The organism is Novosphingobium profundi, assembly GCF_020524485.1.
Lineage (GTDB): Bacteria > Pseudomonadota > Alphaproteobacteria > Sphingomonadales > Sphingomonadaceae > Novosphingobium > Novosphingobium profundi_A.
In genome coordinates this window covers 76,113-96,064 of record NZ_JAIVLF010000004.1, presented here as the reverse complement: position 1 = coordinate 96,064, position 19,952 = coordinate 76,113, and the positions used below count along the sequence as shown (strand labels likewise).

General features: G+C 65.3%; 15 protein-coding genes. 8 read left to right on the top strand and 7 right to left on the bottom strand.

Annotated features, from left to right (window positions below; all coding sequences use genetic code 11):
• The first annotated feature begins 27 nt into the window (after window positions 1–27).
• The 4 genes from LC060_RS10775 to lpdA are packed head-to-tail and all read left to right on the top strand — an operon-like array spanning window position 28 to window position 3,540.
• Window positions 28–1,326, top strand: coding sequence for a pyruvate dehydrogenase complex dihydrolipoamide acetyltransferase (locus tag LC060_RS10775; protein ID WP_226635475.1), 1,299 nt, complete (start codon window positions 28–30; stop codon window positions 1,324–1,326).
• A 1-nt stretch (window position 1,327) separates the two neighbouring features.
• Window positions 1,328–1,732 carry an acyl-CoA thioesterase gene (locus tag LC060_RS10770; RefSeq protein ID WP_226635473.1) on the top strand — a complete coding sequence of 135 codons (405 nt, stop codon included), beginning with the start codon at window positions 1,328–1,330 and terminating at the stop codon, window positions 1,730–1,732.
• A 1-nt stretch (window position 1,733) separates the two neighbouring features.
• Window positions 1,734–2,123 (top strand): acyl-CoA thioesterase, encoded by a 390-nt coding sequence (locus tag LC060_RS10765; RefSeq protein ID WP_371710868.1) that lies wholly within the window; start codon window positions 1,734–1,736, stop codon window positions 2,121–2,123.
• 4 nt (window positions 2,124–2,127) lie between these two features.
• On the top strand, window positions 2,128–3,540 hold the full coding sequence (gene lpdA / locus LC060_RS10760; RefSeq protein ID WP_226635471.1) for a dihydrolipoyl dehydrogenase: 1,413 nt from the start codon (window positions 2,128–2,130) through the stop codon (window positions 3,538–3,540).
• Between the two features lie 83 nt (window positions 3,541–3,623).
• On the opposite strand, the gene LC060_RS10755 is transcribed toward lpdA, so the two are convergent.
• The 4 genes from LC060_RS10755 to LC060_RS10740 form a co-directional block, all read right to left on the bottom strand.
• On the bottom strand, window positions 3,624–5,507 hold the full coding sequence (locus LC060_RS10755; protein ID WP_226635469.1) for an AMP-binding protein: 1,884 nt from the start codon (window positions 5,505–5,507) through the stop codon (window positions 3,624–3,626).
• Window positions 5,508–5,578: 71 nt separating this feature from the next.
• Entirely contained in the window at window positions 5,579–6,094 is a 516-nt protein-coding gene (locus tag LC060_RS10750) for a GNAT family N-acetyltransferase (RefSeq protein ID WP_226635467.1), read from the bottom strand.
• A gap of 123 nt (window positions 6,095–6,217) precedes the next feature.
• Entirely contained in the window at window positions 6,218–7,894 is a 1,677-nt protein-coding gene (locus LC060_RS10745) for an MFS transporter (protein WP_226635459.1), read from the bottom strand.
• Between the two features lie 67 nt (window positions 7,895–7,961).
• Complete coding sequence (locus tag LC060_RS10740) at window positions 7,962–9,368, bottom strand: DcaP family trimeric outer membrane transporter (protein WP_226635457.1); 1,407 nt, start codon at window positions 9,366–9,368, stop codon at window positions 7,962–7,964.
• 210 nt (window positions 9,369–9,578) lie between these two features.
• On the opposite strand from LC060_RS10740, the gene acs reads away from it, so the two are divergent.
• Together acs and LC060_RS10730 are read left to right on the top strand one after the other, a co-directional pair.
• Window positions 9,579–11,528, top strand: coding sequence for an acetate--CoA ligase (acs, locus tag LC060_RS10735; RefSeq protein WP_226635455.1), 1,950 nt, complete (start codon window positions 9,579–9,581; stop codon window positions 11,526–11,528).
• 66 nt (window positions 11,529–11,594) lie between these two features.
• Window positions 11,595–12,227 carry a response regulator transcription factor gene (locus tag LC060_RS10730; protein WP_226635453.1) on the top strand — a complete coding sequence of 211 codons (633 nt, stop codon included), beginning with the start codon at window positions 11,595–11,597 and terminating at the stop codon, window positions 12,225–12,227.
• Here the strand turns inward: LC060_RS10730 and LC060_RS10725 are convergent.
• Entirely contained in the window at window positions 12,201–15,563 is a 3,363-nt protein-coding gene (locus tag LC060_RS10725; protein WP_226635452.1) for a PAS-domain containing protein, read from the bottom strand. The two genes, LC060_RS10730 and LC060_RS10725, sit on opposite strands and share 27 nt — an antisense overlap.
• Window positions 15,564–15,882: 319 nt before the next feature.
• On the opposite strand from LC060_RS10725, the gene LC060_RS10720 reads away from it, so the two are divergent.
• Window positions 15,883–17,955 carry a S9 family peptidase gene (locus LC060_RS10720; protein ID WP_226635450.1) on the top strand — a complete coding sequence of 691 codons (2,073 nt, stop codon included), beginning with the start codon at window positions 15,883–15,885 and terminating at the stop codon, window positions 17,953–17,955.
• 65 nt (window positions 17,956–18,020) lie between these two features.
• On the opposite strand, the gene LC060_RS10715 is transcribed toward LC060_RS10720, so the two are convergent.
• The gene (locus tag LC060_RS10715; RefSeq protein ID WP_226636502.1) at window positions 18,021–18,956 is read right to left on the bottom strand and encodes a formylglycine-generating enzyme family protein; all 936 of its coding nucleotides are present in this window, start codon (window positions 18,954–18,956) and stop codon (window positions 18,021–18,023) included.
• An 88-nt stretch (window positions 18,957–19,044) separates the two neighbouring features.
• Here LC060_RS10715 and LC060_RS10710 point away from each other — a divergent pair, with 88 nt between their 5' ends.
• Entirely contained in the window at window positions 19,045–19,182 is a 138-nt protein-coding gene (locus tag LC060_RS10710; protein WP_226635448.1) for a hypothetical protein, read from the top strand.
• 30 nt (window positions 19,183–19,212) lie between these two features.
• On the opposite strand, the gene LC060_RS10705 is transcribed toward LC060_RS10710, so the two are convergent.
• Entirely contained in the window at window positions 19,213–19,863 is a 651-nt protein-coding gene (locus LC060_RS10705) for a TetR/AcrR family transcriptional regulator (protein WP_226635439.1), read from the bottom strand.
• Window positions 19,864–19,952: the final 89 nt, after the last annotated feature.

Here is a 19,952-nt window from a genome sequence, read left to right as displayed (position 1 = left end):
ACGGAAATAAGGGACAAAAAAGCTTCCATGCCCATCGAGATCAAGATGCCCGCCCTTTCCCCCACGATGGAAGAGGGCAAGCTGGCCAAATGGCTGGTCAAGGAAGGCGACACCGTCAGCTCGGGCGACATCATGGCCGAGATCGAAACCGACAAGGCCACGATGGAATTCGAGGCGGTCGATGAAGGCGTGATCGGCAAGATCGCCGTGCCTGAGGGCACCGAAGGCGTGAAGGTCGGCACGGTCATCGCGCTGCTGGCCGAGGAGGGTGAGGATGCCTCCGCTCTGGCCGACGCCGACGTCTCCGCAACCCCCGCTCCGGCGCCCGCTGCCAAGGAAGAGGACGCTCCGGCGCCTGCCGCCAGCGCGCCCGCTCCCTCGCCGAGCCCTGCTCCGGCCGCCGCCAAGTCCGACGACAGCCGCATCAAGGCTTCACCGCTTGCGCGCCGCATCGCGGCCGACAAGGGCCTCGACCTTGCCACCATCAAGGGTTCGGGCCCGAACGGTCGCATCGTCAAGGCCGACGTCGAGAACGCCGAGCCCGGCAAGGCCGAAGCGCCTGCCGCAGCCGCGGCTCCCGCGCCCGCTGCCGCACCTGCCGTCTCCAGCGCAGCCTCGATCCTGGACGATCGCGTGCCGCACACCATCGAGACGCTCTCGGGCATGCGCAAGACGATCGCCAAGCGCCTCACCCAGTCCAAGCAGGAAGCGCCGCACATCTACCTGTCGGTGGACGTGAAGCTCGATGCGCTGATGGCGCTGCGCGCGCAGGTCAACGAGACCCTCGCGAGCCGCGGCCTCAAGGTCTCGGTCAACGACATGCTGGTCAAGGCGCTCGGCATGGCGCTGGTCGAGGTTCCCGAGTGCAACGTGTCCTTCGCAGGGACCGAGCTCATCAAGTACGAGCGTGCCGACATTTCGGTCGCGGTCTCGATCCCCAATGGCCTGATCACTCCGATCGTGCCCGACGCCAACAACAAGTCGTTCTCGCAGATCGCGAAGATGACCAAGGACCTCGGCACCCGCGCCAAGGAAGGCAAGCTCAAGCCCGAGGAATATCAGGGCGGTACGGCTTCGATCTCGAACATGGGCATGATGGGCATCAAGTCCTTCTCGGCGGTGGTGAACCCGCCGCAGGGCATGATCATGGCGATTGGCGCCGGTCAGAAGCAGCCCTGGGTCATGGACGACGGTTCGCTCGGTGTTGCCACCGTGATGAGCGCGACCGGCAGCTTCGACCACCGCGCCATCGACGGTGCCGACGGTGCGCGCCTGATGGCCGCGTTCAAGGACTTCGTCGAGAACCCGCTCGGGATGATTGCCTGAGATGGACACGGGATCAGGGCATGGCGAGGTGGGTGACCTGGTCATCCGCGTCACCGCCATGCCCACCGATCTCAACCCCTACGGCGGGGTCTTCGGGGGCTGGCTGATGTGCCAGTTGGCCCTTGGCGCGAGTTCCCTCGTGACCCGGCGCACCGGCCTCAAGGCCGTCGTCGTGGGCGCCACCGATTTCGCCTTTCCGGGCGCGATGCAGGTGGGCGACGAACTCAATGTCTACGCCGATGTCCTGCGCGTGGGCCGCACCTCGATGACGGTGCGCACGCGCGGTTTCGGCCGGGTCCGGGCCAGTGACGAGGAAGTGGAAGTGGCCAACGGCACGTTCACCTTCGTCGGGCTCGATACGAACGACCGCCCCAAGCCCCTGGCCGACAGGCGCAAGGAAGCATGACATGCAGGATATGATCGCAGACAAGCGCGAGGCGGTAATCCGTGTCTCCGCGCGTCCCGCTGACACGAATGCCTATGGCGACATCTTCGGTGGCTGGCTGGTGAGCCAGATGGACATGGCCGCAGGCCTCATCGCCGCGCGCTTCTCGCGCGGGCGTGCTGTCACCATCGCCATGGATTCGATGCAGTTCCACAAGCCGGTGAGCATCGGGGACGAAGTCTCCGTCTACGGCGACATCCAGAAGGTGGGCCGCACCTCGATGACCATCGCCATCGAGGCCTGGCGCCGCCATCGCTATGAAGAAGAGCGCGTGAAGGTGACCCAGGCGGTGTTCACCTTTGTCGCGATCGACGAGGCGGGCAGGCCCCGCGAGATCGAACAGGAGAAATAAGACAGTGGCAGACACCTACGACGTCATCGTCCTCGGTTCCGGCCCCGGCGGCTACGTTTCGGCCATCCGCGCGGCGCAGCTTGGCCTGAAGACCGCCATTGTGGAGCGCGAACTGCTCGGCGGCATCTGCCTCAACTGGGGCTGCATCCCGACCAAGGCGCTGCTGCGCTCGGCCGAGGTGTTCCACCAGATGCAGCATGCCAAGAACTACGGCTTGGCGGCGGACAACATCCGCGCCGATCTCGAGGCCGTGGTCAAGCGCTCGCGCGGCGTGGCCAAGCAGCTGAACCAGGGCGTCACGCACCTGATGAAGAAGAACAAGATCACCGTCCACATGGGCACCGGCACGCTGCTGGGCGACGGCAAGATCGAAGTCGCGGGCGAGAAGGGCAAGGAAACCATCTCGGCCAAGCACATCATCGTGGCGACCGGCGCGCGGGCGCGCGAACTCCCCAATGCGCCCGTCGACGGCAAGCGCGTGTGGACCTACCGCCACGCGATGACCCCGACCGAGATGCCGACCAAGCTCCTGGTCATGGGCTCGGGCGCGATTGGCGTCGAGTTCGCAAGCTTCTACAACGACATGGGTGTCGATGTGACCATCGTGGAGATGGTCGACCGCATCATGCCGGTGGAAGACAAGGACGTCTCGGCCTTCATGCACAATGCGCTGACCAAGCAGGGCATGAAGATCCTCACCGAAACCGCCGTGCAGGACGTCAAGGCGGGCGCCAAGGACGTGAAGGTCAAGATCAAGGCCAAGGACGGCAAGGTCACCGAGGAAACCTACAGCCACGTGATTTCGGCCGTGGGCATCGTGCCCAACACCGAGAACGTGGGCCTGGAAAAGGTCGGCGCCAAGCTCGACCGCGGCTTCATCCAGATCGACGACTATGGCCGCACCGGCGTGAAGGGCCTTTGGGCTATCGGCGACTGCACCCCCGGCCCCTGGCTTGCCCACAAGGCCAGCCACGAGGGTGTCACGGCCGCCGAAGCCATTGCGCAGGAGCTGGGCGACAAGGACGTCCACCCGCACGGTCTTGACCGCAACAACATCCCGGGCTGCACCTACTGCCACCCGCAGGTCGCCTCGGTCGGCATGACCGAAGCCAAGGCGAAGGAAGCGGGCTACACCGTGAAGGCGGGCACGTTCCCCTTCATCGGCAACGGCAAGGCCATTGCGCTCGGCGAGCCGGAAGGCTTCGTGAAGACCGTGTTCGACGCGAAGACCGGCGAACTGCTGGGCGCGCACATGGTGGGTGCGGAAGTCACCGAGATGATCCAGGGCTATGTCGTGGGCAAGACGCTCGAGACGACCGAAGCCGAACTGATGCAGACGGTCTTCCCGCACCCCACGATCTCGGAATCGATGCACGAATCCGTGCTCGCCGCCTTCGGCCGCGCGATCCACATCTGATCGCCGCGTCCCCAAGGGGTTGGCAAACGAAGAAGGGCGGGCCTTGCGGTCCGCCCTTTCTCATTTCGGCTTCATTTGCGGTCTCAGGCCGCCGCCTTGGGGAAGACGACCGAACGGATCGCGTCGAGCGCGCCCGGATCCTCGATGGTCGGGGGAGGCGGGAAGTCTTCGCCGTTCATGATCTTGCGAAGGACGTTGCGCAGGATCTTGCCCGAGCGGGTCTTGGGCAGCTGGGGCACGACAAAAGCGGTCTTTAGTGCGGCCACGGCGCCCAGTTCGCTGCGCACCTCGGCGATCACGCGAGGCGCCAGGCTCTCCAGATCGCTTGCCCCTGCGCGTGGGATCACGAAGGCAATCGGGATCTGACCCTTGAGCGCATCGTCCGCACCGATCACCGCGCATTCGGCCACGCCCTCGACGGTGGCGACGATCTGCTCCATCTGCCCGGTCGAGAGACGGTGCCCGGCAACATTGATGATGTCGTCGGTGCGGCCCATGATGTGGAGGAAACCCTCCGCGTCGAAATGGCCCGCGTCGCCGGTCTCGTAGAAGCCAGGGAAGGACGTGAAGTTCTTCGCGTAGCCTGCCGGGTTGTTCCAGAGCGTGCGGAAGGCACATGGGGCCAGGGGCTCACGCATAACGACGGCGCCGCTCTGGCCATCGGGAACGAGCTGGCCGTCCTCACCGAGGATCGCGAAGGCGTTGCCCGGCACCGGAAAGCCTGCACTGCCGCGCTTGCGGCGCGTGTCGCCAAGGCCGAAGCAGGTGGCGATGGCAGGCGCGCCCAGTTCGGTCTGCCACCAGTGGTCGATCACGGGCAGGCGGGTGTGCTCTTCGGCCCAGGAGATGGTCTCGGGATCAGCGCGTTCGCCAGCGAGGAAGATCACCTTGAGATCGCCGGTGCCGATTTCCTGGAGGAAACTTGCCTCCGGGTCTTCCTTGCGGATGGCGCGGATTGCGGTGGGGGCGGTGAAGAAGGTCTTGACCTTGTGGCGCCGGATAACGCGCCAGAACGTCCCTGCATCAGGCGTGCCGACCGGCTTGCCCTCAAACAGGACCGTCGTCGCGCCTGCCAGCAGCGGCGCATAGACGATGTAGCTATGGCCCACGACCCAGCCCACGTCAGAGGCGGCCCAGAACACATCGCCCGGTCCTATGTCGTAGATCGCGGGCATCGACCAGGCGAGGTTGACGGCGTGCCCTCCATTCTCGCGCACGACCCCCTTGGGGGTGCCGGTCGTGCCGGAGGTGTAGAGGATGTAAAGCGGATCGTTCGCCGCCATTTCCGCACAGGGCGGAACAGGGAGATGCGCGGTTTCTTCGCGCAGAGCCGCCCAATCGTGGTCGCGCGGGGCGCGCAGTTCGGCGGCCACCTGCGGGCGCTGAAACACGACGACGCTTTCAACCTCGTGACGTGCGCTGGAAAGAGCCTCGTCGACGAGAGGCTTGTAGGCGATGGTGCGACTGCCTTCGATCCCGCACGAGGCGGTAAGGAGCGCACGCGGCGTTGCATCGTCGATGCGCTTGGCCAGTTCGTGCGCGGCGAAGCCTCCGAAGACAACCGAGTGGATCGCGCCCAGACGCGCGCAGGCCAGCATGGCAAACACGGTCTGCGGGATCATGGGCATGTAGATGACGACGCGGTCGCCCCGTCCGACGCCCCGAGCGTCAAGCATGGCTGCCACCCGGCCGACCTCGTCCTGCAGCCCGGCATAGGTCCAGCGCTCGACGGTGTCGGTAACGGGGCTGTCGTAGATGAGGGCGCAATCCTCGCCGCGCCCGTTGGCGACGTGGCGATCCACTGCGTTCCAGGCGGTGTTGAGCGTGCCTCCGGCGAACCAGCCCCGGTCGGGATCGTAGGTGGTGTCGGGCGGCGTAATCCAGTCGATTGCGCGCGCGGCCTGGCTCCAGAACGCCTCGGGATGCTTGATGCTCAGATCCCAGGTCTGCCGATAGGCATCACTCATGTTGTCCTCTCCTCCTCATCCGACACCCCGATCTCCTCTTCTAGGGGGTGTCGGCCTCTCTTGTTGTGCCCCTATCGAAACGACTTGGACAGTACGACCATGGTAGGGTCTCCATCGAAGGGTTCGGGAACAAAGCCCTTCTCGCGTTCGAGTTCGATGGCGGCGTGGTTGTCGCGGCTTTCGATCGCGATGGCGCGGCGGCACCCCCGCTCCTTGGCCTGATTGGCGAGGAAATCGAGCATGGCCCAGCCCACGCCCTGGCCCTTGTAGGCATTGGCTACCGAGATCGCGATCTCACCGGTGTCGAGCGGGCCGTCGCAGGCGAGGAGGCCCGAAGCGATGAGTTCGCCGGTTGCGGTGTTGAAGCCCAGCCAGGATTCGGTGCGGAAGTGGTCGGCGTGGACCATCGGCGCAAGCTGCGCTTCGCTGACGTGTTCGGCCGCTGCAAAGAAGCGGAAGCGGCGGTCTTCATCGCTCACCCGGTCGAAGAATTCCGAGAGGATCCCGGCATCGGCCTCGGTTGCGGGCCGTACGTCGAGATCGAGGCCTGAGCGGGTGGGGAGGGTGACGGCTGTAATAGTGGACATCTGGAATACTCCGTTTGGAGAGGGTGTACCGATATCTTTAGGCGCGGCGCCGCCCCCGCACCTTGATTGAAATCAGGTTGCGGGGGCGGCGAGAAGTGGATCACGCTCTCACTTCGTGATCAATCAGTCGTCGATATTGCGACGGAACGTTTCGGGCAGGAAGATGACACCGATGACGACCGTCATGATCGCGACGACGACAGGGTACCACAGGCCGTAGTAGATATCGCCGGTCGCAGCGACCATCGCGAAGGCCGTGGTGGGGAGGAAGCCGCCGAACCAGCCGTTGCCCAGATGGTAGGGAAGCGACATCGAGGTGTAGCGGATCTTGGTCGGGAACAGTTCGACCAGCATCGCGGCGATGGGCCCGTAGACCATGGTGACGAGCACCACGAGGTAGAACAGGATCGCGACGACCTTAACCGTGTCGATCTCATCCGGATTGGCCGCGGCCGGATAGCCCGCGTTGGCAAGCGCCGTGTCGACCTGGCTCTGGTAGGCGGTGATGGCGGCCGCGCGTGCCTCACCCTGGATCCGGGCGGGATCGGGTGCGACGAGTGAGGTGCCTCCCACCGAGACCGAGGCGGTGGTCCCTGCGGGAGCCTCGACATTGGTGTAGTTGATGCCGTTCTTGGCCAGGAATGCCTTGGCGATGTCGCAGCTGCTGGCGTCGAACTTGTTCTTGCCGATGGGGTCGAACTGGAACGAGCACTCGCCTTCATGCGCGGTCACCACGACAGGGGCCGAGGCGGTCGCGCGGGCAAGGGCCGGGTTGGCCGCTTCGGACAGCGCGTGGAACGCGGGGAAATAGCTCACCGCGCCGAGCAGGCAGCCGCCAAGGATGATATACTTGCGCCCGATACGGTCCGAGAGCCAGCCAAAGAAGACGAAGAGCGGGGTGCCCAGCGCCAGCGCAATGGCAATCAGGTAGTTGGTCGTCGCGCCGTCCACCTTGAGGATCTTTTCAAGGTAGAACATCGCGTAGAACTGGCCGGTGTACCAGACGACCGCCTGGCCCGCGACCGCGCCGAAAAGGGCGATCAGCACGAACTTGAGGTTGCCCCACTGGCCGAAGGCCTCGGTGATGGGGGCCTTCGAGGTCGTCCCTTCCTCCTTCATCTTCTGGTAGACGGGGCTCTCGTTGAGCTGCAGGCGGATCCACATGGAGACCGCCAGCAGGATCGCCGAGAGCAGGAACGGCACGCGCCAGCCCCAGCCTGCGAACGTATCCTCGCCCATGCCGGTGCGCACGCCCAGCACGATGAGAAGTGCGGCGAACAGGCCGAAGGTCGCGGTGATCTGGATGAAGCTGGTGTAGAGGCCGCGCTTGTTGGCAGGGGCGTGCTCGGCCACGTAGGTTGCCGCGCCGCCATATTCACCGCCCAGCGCCAGGCCCTGGATCACGCGCAGCGCGACAAGGATAATCGGCGAGGCAATGCCCAGCGTGTCGTAGCCGGGCAGGAGGCCGACCGCGAATGTCGAGACGCCCATCAGGCCCATCGTGACAAGGAAGGTGTACTTGCGCCCGACAAGGTCGCCCACGCGCCCGAACACGAGCGCGCCGAAGGGGCGGACCGCGAAACCGGCCGCGAATGCGCCCAGCGCGAGGATGAAGCCGGTGGTCTCGTTCACGCCCGAAAAGAACGTGCGCGAGATGAAACTGGCGAGAAGTCCGTAGAGATAGAAATCGTACCACTCGAACACCGTGCCCAGCGAGGACGCGGTGATGACCAGCTTCTCCTTGCCCGTGGCCTTGTGGTGCTTGGGCAAGCCATCGTATTCTTTGTATGTCGTGGCCATTGCAAACTCTCCCGTGATGGCCGCCGGTCCGCATAAGGATGGGCCGGGCAGCCGCGTGTTGTCCCTCTTAGAAACTGTACTTGGCGGCGAACTCCATGCGATCGAGCGCGCCGTCCGCGCCCGACACCGTCTCGCGCAGGGCGTGGCGGTATTCGACACCGACGTCGAAATGCTCGATCGGCGTCCAGAACAGGTTAGCTGCCGCACTCCAGGCCCGCTTGTTAGCCATGTCGTGGACGAGCAGTCCGCTGGGGTAGTCGGCGCTCTGGTAGCCGCCCATGAACGTCGAGCGCAGGGTTCCACCCCATCCCAACTTGAGCGCGGCAAGCGCGGCGAAGTTGTCGATGACGGCCAGCTCGTCGCCCGCCTGGGGCTGCATCACGTCGCCCACAAAGCCGAGCCCGAGGTAGCGCCCGATGCCCTGCCCATAGGTTGCCATGAAGCGCAGATCGTGACGGTTGTCGGGGCCGAAGGGGATCTTGCCCGAGCCCGAGATGCCCCAGCCTGCGGCAGTGTGCTTGTCGCCACCCAGTTCGGAGCGCAGCTCGCGCACGACCCCGGCAAGAACGAAACTTCCCAGCGAATTGGACCAGTTGAGCCGTCCGACCAGATCAGGCAGGCGGTCCTCGTCGAGGTCGAGATAGCCGGGCGAACCACTGGACAGGATCTCGGTCTGCGGGTTCTCAAGTGCGACCGCCAGCTCCAGTCCGGGGCTCAGCCGCGTGGTGTAGCGGATCTGCGTCTGGCGGTTGAACACGGTGCCTTCGATAGGTCCTGCAAAGTCGGTCGATTCCGGCAGGACGGCGGTGTTCTGGAAGGTCGACCATTCCTGCCCGATCAGCCAGTGGTCGTACTGGAGGAACGCGCGGCGTAAGGTTGGCGTGTAGGGGTTCGTCGCGCGCTGCGCACCCGCAGGTGCAGTGGCGAGCGCAAAGTCGAATTCCAGGTAGCCCTTGATCTCCTTGTCGCCGACGGGCGTTGCCGCGCCCAGCGAGAAGCGGGTCTGGCGGGCCATCATGGTCATGTCGGTACTCGACGGCGCATCGCCCACGGGAATGTGCTGGGGGAGGTAGAATTCCTTACCCAGTGCACCGACACCTACATCGCCCTCGCTCCAGCGTGAGGCAATCGCGTTGACGCGAACGTAGCCGCCCAGCGTGAAGCGGGTGGCACCCACGGTGAAGCCATTTTCGGTCTTGGGGCGGGCCGTTTCGGCAGCCGCGACGCGGGTCGCCACTTCGGCGTTCTGGGCGGTAACGCTTGCGAGCGCCTCCTGCGTGCGGGTGTCCGCGGCAGCCTGATCCTCGCGCGCGGCGGCCAGGTCCGCCCGCAATTGCTGCATCTCGGCCTCGAGCCGCTCAAGCCGGGCTTCCAGGGCCGCTTCACGCTCGGTGATCGCGGCCTGGGCCACATGCGGGGCCGCCAGGCTCGTCGCCGCGAGCAGGGCACAGGTCCAGCGCCTGTTCATGGACATCTCTCCTCTCCTCCAGTGCCCTGGCCGTGTCCATTCTCTTGGGAACGTGCCCGGGCCCTGATATGTTCTGGAAGAAGAGAGACGGGCACCATCCCGACCTTTGGCGCAGTACTACGACCATTGTCTAATGTCGGTGGAGAACGTGGAATGTGCTAGAGAACACTCAAACCCGGATTAACCGGCGCGCAACATACCGGAGAGGAGATACCCATGGTCGAGGCCCTTTATCCCGTCCCTGAGGACTGGGCAAAGAATGCGCTCATCAACCAAGATACCTACATGGAAAAGTACCAGCGCTCTCTCGACGATCCGGAAGGTTTCTGGCGCGACGAGGCGCAGCGGATCGACTGGATCAAGCCCTTCAGCGTGGTCAAGCAGACGAGCTTCCACGAGGCCGATTTCGGCATCTCCTGGTTCCCCGACGGCACGCTCAACCTCTCGGCCAATGCACTGGACCGGCATCTTGCCGAACGCGGCGACCAGATCGCGATCCTGTGGGAGCCCGACGATCCCAGCGACCCGGAACGCCGCATCACCTACCGCCAGTTGCACGAAGACGTGTGCCGCTTTGCCAACCTTTTGAAGGCGCGCGGCGTGAAGAAGGGGGATCGCGTCACGATCTACCTGCCGATGGTGCCCGAAGCGGCCGTCGCGATGCTGGCCTGCGCGCGCATCGGTGCGATCCACTCCATCGTCTTTGCTGGCTTTTCGCCCGACGCCCTTGCGGGGCGCATCATCGATTGCGACAGCTCCATTGTCCTCACCGCCGACCAGGGCCTGCGCGGCGGCAAGCGCGTGGCGCTCAAGGCCAATGTCGACGAGGCGCTGGAGGACTGCCCCGGCGTCGAGACTGTCATCGTGCTTGCCCATACCGGTGCGGACGTGCCCATGGTCGAAGGCCGCGACATCGATTGGGCAACGAGCGTTGCCGAGCAGTCGGTCGACTGCACACCGGAGGAAATGAACGCGGAAGACCCGCTCTTCATCCTCTACACCTCGGGTTCGACCGGCAAGCCCAAGGGCGTGCTCCACACCACCGGTGGCTATTCGGTCTGGGCCTCGATGACACACGAGTACGTCTTCGACTACCGGCCCGGCCAGATCTACTGGTGCGCGGCCGATATCGGGTGGGTCACGGGCCACTCTTACGTCGTCTACGGTCCGCTGATGAACGGCGCGACCACGGTGATGTTCGAGGGCGTGCCCAGCTTCCCGGACGCAAGCCGCTTCTGGCAGATCGTCGACAAGTACGAGGTCGAAATCTTCTACGGAGCCCCGACTGCTCTGCGCGCGCTGATGCGCGAGGGCGACGAGTACGTGAAGGCCACCAGCCGCAAGAGCCTCAAGGTGCTGGGTTCGGTGGGCGAACCGATCAACCCCGAGGCCTGGTCCTGGTACTACAACGTCGTGGGTGAAGGGCGTTGTCCCATCGTCGACACCTGGTGGCAGACCGAGACGGGCGGCGTGATGATCACCCCGCTTCCCGGCGCGACCGACCTCAAGCCGGGCTCGGCCTCCAAGCCCATGTTTGGTGTGCGCCCCTTGCTGCTCGACAACGACGGCAAGGAGATGACCGGCGCGGGCGAGGGTTGCCTTGTCGTCGCCGACAGCTGGCCGGGCCAGATGCGCACCGTGTGGGGCGATCATGAGCGCTTCTTCCAGACCTATTTCAGCACGTTCAAGGGCTTCTATTTCACCGGCGACGGCTGCCGCCGCGACGAGGACGGCTACTACTGGATCACGGGCCGCATCGATGACGTCATCAACGTCTCGGGCCACCGTATGGGTACAGCCGAGATCGAGTCCGCGCTGGTGGCGCACCACAAGGTCGCCGAAGCTGCGGTCGTGGGCATGCCGCACGAGATCAAGGGGCAGGGCATCTATGCCTTCGTGACCACGAACAGCGGGGTCGAAGCGGACGAGGACCTGCGCCGCGAACTCATCAAGTGGGTGCGCCACGAGATCGGCCCCATCGCGACGCCCGATGTGATCCAGTTCGCTCCGGGGCTCCCCAAGACCCGTTCGGGCAAGATCATGCGCCGCATTCTGCGCAAGATAGGCGAGAACGATGTCTCGAGCCTGGGCGACACCTCGACGCTGGCCGATCCTTCGGTGGTCGACAACCTGATCGAGAACCGCCCGCAGCCAGCCACAGCCTGATCGACCTAGCCACGAGAGGACCACAAGAGGGATGCAGCGCGAAGAGGCTGGTGCTAGGCACGGGGGATGACTCGCAGCATCCTTATTGCCGATGATCACCCGCTTTTCCGCCAGGCCCTTGCCCTCGCGGTAGGGCAGGTCGCTCCTGATGCGCAGATCGTCGAGGCGGGCACCCTGGTGGCCGCCTCGAGTGCTGTTGCGGCTCACCCCGATCTCTCCCTGATCCTGCTGGACCTCAAGATGCCTGGCGCTGTCGGCTTCTCAGGGATCGCGCTGCTCCATGCCGAGCGGCCCGATGTCCCGATTCTGGTCGTGTCGAGCGCGGAAGGCGCGACAGCCGCCGAAGAGGCACGCGCCTTCGGGGCCAAGGGCTTCCTCCATAAGGACGCCGACCTTTCCGAGATCGAAGCCGCGATTGCAGCCGCGCTCTCAGGAGCGGCCCCGGCCCCGCGCAAACAGGCCGAACCCAGCGATCTCGACCCGATCCGTGAGCGCGTTGCAGGGCTCACGCCGACCCAGCTCAAGGTGCTTCTGGCCGTTCTCGACGGTCAGCTCAACAAGCAGATCGCGCACAACCTGGGCGTCAGCGAGGCGACCGTGAAAGCGCACATGACCGCGATCATGCGCAAGCTCGATGTCAGCAACCGCACCCAGGCTGCACTGGTTGCGCGCTCACTGGGCCTGCACCTCAACCATTGAAACACTGGCCAGGAAGGTCTCGATACGACCGGGTTCCACCGGCTTGGCGAGAACCCGGACGCCCAGCGCTTCGGCGGCAGCTCGAACCGGCCCTTGCGGCTCGGCCGTCAGGATGGCGGCGGGCAGGGTGGGGCGAATGGCACGCAGCGCTTCGATCAGGGCAATGCCGGTTTCGTCCCCGTCCAGGCGATAGTCGGCAAGGACCGCGTCGATCTCGCCTGCATAGGGCAGGGCCTGGTTTACGCCCGTGACGCCTACGGCGCGGTGGCCCAGTTCCTCGACCAGGGCGACCGTCGCCTCAACGATCCGGGTATCGTTGTCCACCACCAGCACGGCCAGGCGTGCAACAGGGCCCGTGATCTCGCGCGGCAAGGATGTTTCAGGCATGGGAGAGGCCACGGTTTCCGCCATCGGGAGAAGCAGGCTGAAACGACTCCCCCGCCCCTCGTTGGATGAAACCTCCATACGCCCGCCCAGCAGACGCACGATCCGCTCGACCAGGGCCAGGCCCAGCCCCAGGCCCTCGGCCTCGACTGTGCCGAGCCGCGTGAACTCGCCAAAGATCGTCTCGGCGGCCTCTTCGGGAAAGCCGACCCCGGTATCGACGACGTCGATACGCAGCCAGTCACCGCGTGTCCGCACGCCCAGGACGACCCCGCCATGCTGCGTATAGCGGATGGCGTTGGAGAGGAAGTTCTGCATGACCGAGCGCAGCAGGCCGGGGTCGGTCTCGACCTGCCCGAAGAGCGAGCCGATCTTCAGACGCAGGCCCTTCGCCTCCGCACTGGGCCGGAAGCTCTCGGCAAGATCGGTGAGAAAGGGCTTGAGGGCGACAGGTTCGGGGTCGGGAATGACGCCGCCTGCATCGATGCGCGAGATGTCGAGCAGCGCGCGCAGGAGTTCCTCGGCGGCGACGATGGCGCTGTCGACCCGCCCGACGAGGGGCTCCACTTCGGCCTGTGCCTTGCGCCCCAGCGCCGCGGTGAACAGACGGGCTGCATGGAGCGGCTGGAGAAGATCGTGGCTGGCGGCGGCGAGGAAGCGCGTCTTGTCCTGTGTCGCGCGGGCGAGCAGGCGGTTGGCCTCGCGGACTTCGTGGGTGCGCTCCTCGACCCGGTGTTCAAGTTCGGCGAGCGTGCGTTCCAATTCATCGCGTACCCGCACTTCCTCGGTCACGTCGGTGAAGGACATGACGTAGCCTCCGCCCGGCATCGGGCCGCCCACGGTCTTGACCACGCGACCATCGTCACGCCGCCGCTCGAAGCTGTGGCTCTGCCGCGCACGCAGATGGTCGAGCCGCCGCGCAATGGCCGCCTCCACGTCGTCCGAACCGAAATCGCCGCGCTCGGCGTTGTGGCGGATGAGGATCTCGATGGGCATGCCCGCGCGCACCAGCCCGGCCGGGTATTTCAGGATTTCCTCGTAGCGTGAATTCCACGCGATGAGATTGAGTTCGGCATCGACCACGCTGATCCCTGCATCGATGTTCTCGAACGTCGCAGCCAGAAGCTGGCGCGAGAAGCGCAGCGACTGGCCGCCTTCGTCGAGCAATCGGGTCACATCGGCAATCGACATCTGCCCACTGGCAAGCGCCGAGGCGACCAGTGTGCGGGCCGAGGCCGCCCCCACGACTTCGCCGATCAAGGCCTGGGCGCGATGGGCCGTACGGCGATCGACAGGTTGGCCGTGTTCGCCGGAGGGAAATTCGCGAAGCGCCCGTTCCTCGCCGATGAAACTAGCGACGAACTGCTCCAGTTCGCCCAGGTTCGTAACCCGGTGCGAGGGGGCAAAGAGGCTGGGCAGGGCGGGCGCCGGCATCTTGCGCGCGGCGATGAGGGCATAGACGGCTAGATTGAGACCCAGGCTCCAGAGTACACCGTGGACAAAGGCGCTTGTCGCCGCGATGCCGAAGAGATGTTCCGGCGCCAACGGGCCGCTCTCCAGAAACAGGGTCCAGCTTGCGGGAAGGATCGGGGGCAGGGCCAGCGTGTAGGCCCAGACGACGAGGCCGACGGCCAGGCTTGCCCGTGCGGCTACGGGATCGCGGTCCCGGCCGTTAGTGGCAAGGATCAGGTGCGGCGTGAACTGTGCCATGGCGGCAAAGGCGACAAGCCCCATCGAGGCCAGCGACTGGTCACGGTTCACGAGAAGGGCGAAGGCCAGCGCAAGGGCCATGATGGCTGCAATAGAGAGCCGTCGCAGCGCCAGCATCCGCCGCCCGATACCCCCGGCCGACTGACGCCGTGTCTCGGCTCCGGGGGCGGCAAAGACGGCCCGTGCGAGCAGGTCGTTCGAGACCATGGTCGCAAGCGCTGTGGTATCCACGATGGCCATCGAGGCCGCGGCTCCCACGCCGCCAAGGAGTGCGGCGGCGAGGGCCAGTTCGGATCCGACCCAATCGGGCAGCCGCAGCACGTAGAGATCGGGCGAGGTCCCTTCCGGCAGCAGGGCGTGACCGGCAAGAGCGATGGGGACGATCAGAATCGCCATGGCGGCAAGATAGGCCGCCAGCCCATGACGGGCGCGCAGCATGTCGTCCTCTGCGCGCGCCTCGACAAAGCTCATGTAGAACTGGCGAGGCAGCGCCACGATAGCGAAGACCGACACGAGGAGAACGGTCATTACGTCGAGACTGATGTTGCCGGGACCGAAATTGGCGCGCATCTGGGCGGCCCCACTGGCAATACGCGCCGGCTCCGCACCTGCGAGCAGGACGAGCGCCAGAACGGCCACGACACCTAGCGCGACGATCTTGAACGCGGAATCCAGCCCGATTGCAAAGAGCAGTCCCTCGCTGCGTCCCGCCAGTTCGAAACGTCGTGCGCCAAAGAGGAGAGCGAACAGGGTCAGGAGGACGCTGGCTGCAACCATGACCGGAACGGCAATCGCGGAACCCGAGACCAGAGAGAGCGCGTTGCCGATGGAGCGTAGCTGCAAGGCGAGGTAAGGAATGCTCCCCAGGAGCGCGATCAGCGTAACGAGCCGGGCGACCACGATGTCGTGGCCGAAGCGCGCGGCAATGAAGTCCGAGACGGTCGTCGCGCGCTCCTGCAGCACCGCGCGTCCCAGGCGGTGCAGGAAGCCTGGTGCGAGCAGCAGCAGCAGGATCGGTCCGGCATAGATGGGAAGGAAGGCCCAGCCCGACTGCACCGCGGTGCCGGTCGATCCGTAGAACGTCCAGCTGGTGCAGTAGACGCCGAGCGCGAGGGTGTAGGCCCCGCGCCGGGAACGGCGCTGCAGGCGTCCGTGGCGCGCCATGCGCTCCACCGTTGCTGCGACGGCAAACAGGATCAGGACCAAGCCTAGGGAGGCAAATATGGCGCTGGACAAGCTCATTGCGGTGTCCGCGGGGCTTGGAGGGGGGCGGGTGCTGGGCCGACGCCTGGCGCGACTTGGCTCGAATTGTTCACCTGCGACACTCCCCCCTTTCGGCAAATTTCTAGTGCACACAGAGCCAGATGTCATGTGCGCAATTGGGCATGCGCGTTTCGATCTCGTCAGGAGAAGGATCGGCGCAAGCTTGTGAACAAGACGCGCGATCTGTTTGAAAACGCCAACTTACCCTTCCCATCGCGCAAGTTCCGGTCTTATGCGCGGGGCGCCCCGTCGCAGCCAAGCCTGCGCAACGAAGCCGGGGCGCCACAAGGGTACGCCAATGCACTACATGATCCGTTCCGTCCTCGCCGCCGTGCTGGCGATGGGGCCGGCCGTCGCCTTCGCCGCTCCTTCCGAGCCATCCGAACAGACCTCGAAGGCCGAACAGGGCGGCCCGATTTCGCCCGAGGATATCGTGGGCCTCAAGGACATGCGGGAAATCGCCATGTCGCCCGATGGCCAGAGCATCCTCTATACCGTGACCAACCAGATCGCGACGGCAGGCTCACAGCGCCAGTCCATCTGGCTCGTCCCGACCGATGGCCGCAGGCCTGCCAGGCTCCTCGCCGGAGCCAAGGGCGTCAGCACGTCGCCGCAGTGGGGCCCGCGTGGCCAGCGCATCGCCTTCCTCTCCGACCGCGCCAATCCCCTCATCGAGGACGAGAACACCGAGTTCCGTTTCACCACCGAGGTCGAAGGCGCCCGCGCCGGGAAGGGCGAGGCAAAGGGCACGACGCAGGCCTGGATGATGTCCGTCGATGGCGGTGAAGCCATCCCGCTCACGGCCCTGCGCAGCTCGGTCACCAAGCTGGCGTTTGCGCCCGATGGCCGCCGTCTTGCCTTCCTCGCGGCCGATCCCGAAACGCCCGAAGAGCAGGCCGATGCCGAGGCGGGCCGCGACGAAGTCGTCTATGGAGAGCCGGGCCACTTCACACGCCTTTGGATCCTCGATCTGGAGACAGGCGAGGCGCGCCGGGTCTCGCCCGATGGCCTCAACATCTCGGAGTTGGCCTGGTCGCCCGATGGTTCGTACATCGCGGTAAGCACGGCGGACAACACCGACATCAACACTTTCTTCTACGGCACTGGTGTCGCGCTGCTCGATCCGCAAACCGGCAAGCTGGGCGAAACCCTGATTGCCCATTCGCGCGGTCCGATCAGTTGGTCGCCCGACGGAAGCAAGCTGCTTTCCTCGGTCGTTCACGGCGACAACCCCATCGGTTCGGCCGTGCGCGTGCATGACCTCACCCGTGGCGAGACGCTGAATCTCGGCGATCAGTATCCCGGTCTCTTCACCCATTTCACCTGGGCGCCCGACAGCCGCTCGATCCTCGCGACAACCTTCGAGGCGACGCGCTCCAAGATCGTCCGGATCAAGCTTGATGGCAGGATCGAAACACTGGCCCAGCTGGATGGGGAAGCGCACGACCTTGCTCTCGACGCCAGCAGCCAGCGCATTGCCGTCGCGCTGAGCAGCCCGGAGCGTCCCTCCGACATCTGGACGCTGACGCCCAACGGCGAGGCCACGGCCATTACCCGGATCAACCCGCAGGTTGCCGACTGGACGATTGGCGACGTGCGCGAGGTCTCCTGGACCAGCACGGTCGATGACCGCACCATCTACGGCGTTCTCGTCACGCCGCCGGGATACGACGGCAAGACAGCGCTCCCCACGGTGGTGCAGATCCACGGCGGCCCGGAATGGGCCTGGTGGTCCGGCTGGCTGGGAAGCTGGCATGAATGGGCGCAGATGCTTGCGACCCATGGCTACGCCGTGCTGCTTCCCAACATCCGCGGCTCGGACGGGCAGGGCACCGAGTTCGCCCGCGCGGTAGGTAGCGACTGGGGCGGAGCGGATTACCAGGACATGATGGACGGCATCGACAAGCTGGTGGCCGATGGCACGTCCGATCCGGAGCATCTGGGCATTGGCGGCTGGAGCTATGGCGGTTTCATGTCGGCCTGGAGCGTGACGCAGACGGATCGTTTCAAGGCGGCGGTGATCGGCGCGGCTCCGGTCGACATGGCGGTTCTCGCCCGCACGACCGACATTCCCGATTTCTCGGCCGCCTACTTCGGAGAGGCGCAGGAGCATCTTGACGATCTTGATGCGGTGTCCTCGGTACGTCTGCTCGACAAGGTGGAAACGCCGGTCCTGCTGCTGCATGGCAAGGCGGACACCCGCGTGCCGCCCGATATGTCGTTGCAGTACTACACCGGCCTCACGCGGCTGAACAAGCCGGTGGAGCTCGTCTACTATCCGGGCGAGGGGCACTCCATCCAGCAGCGCGCACACCAGATCGACGTGCAGGAGCGCACGCTCGATTTCTTCGAGACGCATCTGAAGCCCTGAGCGGGGTAATCATGTGAGCCGGGCTGGCAGGTCGCTCCTGTCGGCCCGGTCGGCTACTTTGGGGTTCAGGCCCCGCGCAGGACGCAGCGAAAGCCGATGTGCGTGGTCGAACTGTCGATCGCCTCGGGATGGCGCGCGGCCGGGCGGTAGCGCTGGCAGTAGTTTGCCGCACATAGGTGCGAGCCGCCTTTCAGCACCTTGCGTCCGATCCTGATCCTGGGTTGCGCCGGGTCGAAGCTCTCCTTGAGCTTGCCGCCGCGCGGATTTGCAATGGTGCAGCAGCTGCCCTTGCTCTTCTTCGCCAGCGCCGCCGCGCCCGGGTTCTGCGACCACCAGTCGCAGGTCCACTCCCAGGTATTGGCAATCATGTCGTAGAGCCCATACCCGTTGGGCGCAAAGCTGCGCACGGGCGAGGTCCGCTCCCAGCCATCGGCCATGGTGTTGGCGAAGGGGAACAGGCCCTGCCAGTAATTGGCCATCATCTGTCCATCCGGCGCGAGCTCATCACCCCAGGCATAGGCGGCATCGTCCAGCCCGCCGCGTGCCGCGTATTCGAATTCGGCTTCGGTCGGCAATTCCTTTCCAGCCCACTTCGCATAGGCCTCGGCATCGCTGTAGGCGACCTGGACGACCGGATGATCCCAGAGCCCGAGCTCCTCGATGTCGGCGCCGGGACCAAGGGGATGGCGCCAGTCCGCCCCGAACTCGAAATGCCACCAGTTGCCGGGATTGCCCATGTCGACTGGCCCACTGGTCTTGCGAAAGACCAGAGATCCGGGCCTGTCCATGCCCGGAAGCATGTCCGGATAGTCCTTGGGGTCAGGCGCGATTTCGGCAAAGGTCACGTGACCGGTCGCCTCCACGAAGCGCGCAAATTCACGGTTCGTGACCGGTATCTCGTCGATCCAGAAGCTGTCCACCCGCACCTGTCGCCTGGGTGCTTCCTCCGGGTAGAAATCCTCGGAGCCCATGGTGAAGGTGCCCCCTTCGATGCGCACCATTCCTGAGGTCAGGTCGGTCGTCGCGGCGGTGGCGGGCACTTCGGGCGTTGGACAGCTGGTTTGGGTGCTCATGCCTTTGGTGTGCGCGATGCGCTCGCCCCGTGCAAGTCTTGGCGTCGCAATCTACGCGATGAAAGTGCGCAAGGTTGATCCCAACTCGGTTTCTCCAACGGCGGCCATCTACGTCAAGGACAAGATCGCCCGTTCGGCGAAGCGCAGCATGTAAATGCAGCCACGGCCGCGCCTTTGGCCTGTTCTAGGCCGCCGTAGCGTTCTGGAACAGCGGGCCGAGGATAAGGCGCACGGCAGCCGGGAAGCGCCGGGCGAAGGCGTGGGCGGCGTAGGCGGGTTTGAGGTCGTCGGGGATCGTGGCGGGATCGCGCTGCGCGGAAAGGTCCGACTGGGCCGCGCCCTGCATCGCCAGCATCAGCACCGAAGCGGCATCGCGTGCCTCTTCGTGCGGGGCCCCGGTCAGGTTTGCGATCACCTCGCCGACCCGCGCCCCCAGCGCGAACATGCGCCGCTTGGCGGCAAACAGGGGCTCGTCCGCGACGTTGATGTCGATAACGGACATCAGCCGGGCCAGCAGCGGCAGGAAAAGCGGTACCTCCTGGGGGGCCCGGGCCATCACCTCGAGCAGGTTGGCAGCGTCTGCCTCGCTCTCGATCCGCACGACAAGGTCCTCCAGGGCGTTCTCGAACAGGGCCAGGAACAGCTCTTCCTTGCTGCGGACGTAGAGATAGAGCGTCCCCTTCGAAAGATCCGCCCGGCGCGCCAGCTCGTTCATGGTCACGCCTTCAAAGCCGTCCTTGCCGATCATCGCCCGCGCCGCAGCGAGGATCGCGGCTTTGCGCGCCTTCTTCTCTGCGTCCGAACGCGCCCTTTTCCTGTTTTCAGCCAGCGGCATGCAACTTCTTCCCCGGAAACACTTTTAAACTTGATAACTGACCAAGGGTCACATTATATCCGACCCAAGGTCATTTATCCATTACTCTC